The 1,326-nt window shown below is 40.2% G+C and carries 1 protein-coding gene; it reads right to left on the reverse strand.

Translation table 11 applies throughout. From position 1 onward, the window contains the following. Positions 1–372: 372 nt before the first annotated feature. A complete protein-coding gene (locus F6K37_RS42790; RefSeq protein WP_008189937.1) occupies positions 373–1,197 on the reverse strand; it encodes an FkbM family methyltransferase in 825 nt (274 codons plus the stop codon). Between the last annotated feature and the right edge of the window lie 129 nt (positions 1,198–1,326).

Here is a 1,326-nt window from a genome sequence, read left to right on the forward strand (position 1 = left end):
TAAATTAGCCTATTCTTTAGGTAAGTCAGTGGTTAAAGGTCTTTTTCCGTTGAATGATAGTTTCGGCGATGCTCTTTCCCAAGCTGCTTTTCAAAAAATAAATCAAGGTGAAATAGGGATATATCGCTCTTCTTTCAAACCGGGTTGATTCCTTGGGTGCATCTCATTCTTGCTTTTTGACACGGTGGGTGTAATGGGCATCAGAGGTGGAATAAGTACTCAGGGTTTAATGGGTATCAGGGGTGGAACGGGCATCAGGCGTGGAACGGGCATCTTGCCCGTTACAATTCCCAGGCGGACTGTCCCAACCCGGGCGTTGAGGCGAAAAATTAGGGCTCGCCCGTCTTATCACGCACCCTAAGCAACTCAGTATTATCCTCGCCAGGCATACAGATTGAAAAGATTAGAACCATGTAAAATAGGTTCCTGTTGGACTTGAATTTCGCTAAAGCCGTGTTCTTTGAGCAAATTCGTAATTTTTTGGAGTCGATGCTCTAGGTCGTGAACTTCAACAACAATTTGCTTGATCTTTTGCCAATCCTGAGCTTCGATGCCTAAAAGTACATCCAACTCACTTTTCTCTACATCTATCTTAAGCAAATCAATCTGTTCGAGCTTGTGTTCCCTTATAATCTCTGAGACAGTTTTTAACTGGCAAGTTACCCGCTCGATTTTAAAAGCTTTTTCTATGCTATTTTGGATGAACATTGATCGCACAAACAAAGGAAACCAACGAAGCCAACGAAAGGCTTTAGGGGCGTATTTAATATTGCGAATAACAGCCTGCTTCAGTTGCTTTTTTAGCTCAGTAAAATCCTCTTGATATGCAGTGGATAACATGGTAGCGTTGGGATTATAAGCGAATGTTATACTCTTGGATTCCTGAGAAAGTCCACAGGAAAAGACTTTAATTTTATCTGAATCAAAGCGTTGAGCGTTAGCCTGTAGTACATTAAAAATGGCTGGAATAGGTTCAAAAGCATAAATACTAACATTTTTATTACAATTTTGATATGCCCATAAGGCAAACAAACCAATGTTAGCTCCTACATCAAATATGATATCACTTTCGTGCAGCTCAATTCCATATTTAATGTAGTCTTGAATCTGTTCGTACAGAACTGGTACTTCTTCTTCCCGCAGGCAAAATATTTTCATTCCATTGGGAAGCTTAGTTTCCTGAATTCTAGTTGGCATAAGGATAGAACCATGTGTTAATAAATTTGATTAGGTAGTGACTGAGGGGGTGACATGATCTCTAAAAAGATGACTCTATAAGGCTTTGATGCCAATGAGCTCAGCCAATATACAGTCGCAAATTGACCA

The sequence above is a fragment of the Moorena sp. SIO4E2 genome (genome assembly GCF_010671945.1).
GTDB classification, from domain to species: domain Bacteria; phylum Cyanobacteriota; class Cyanobacteriia; order Cyanobacteriales; family Coleofasciculaceae; genus Moorena; species Moorena producens.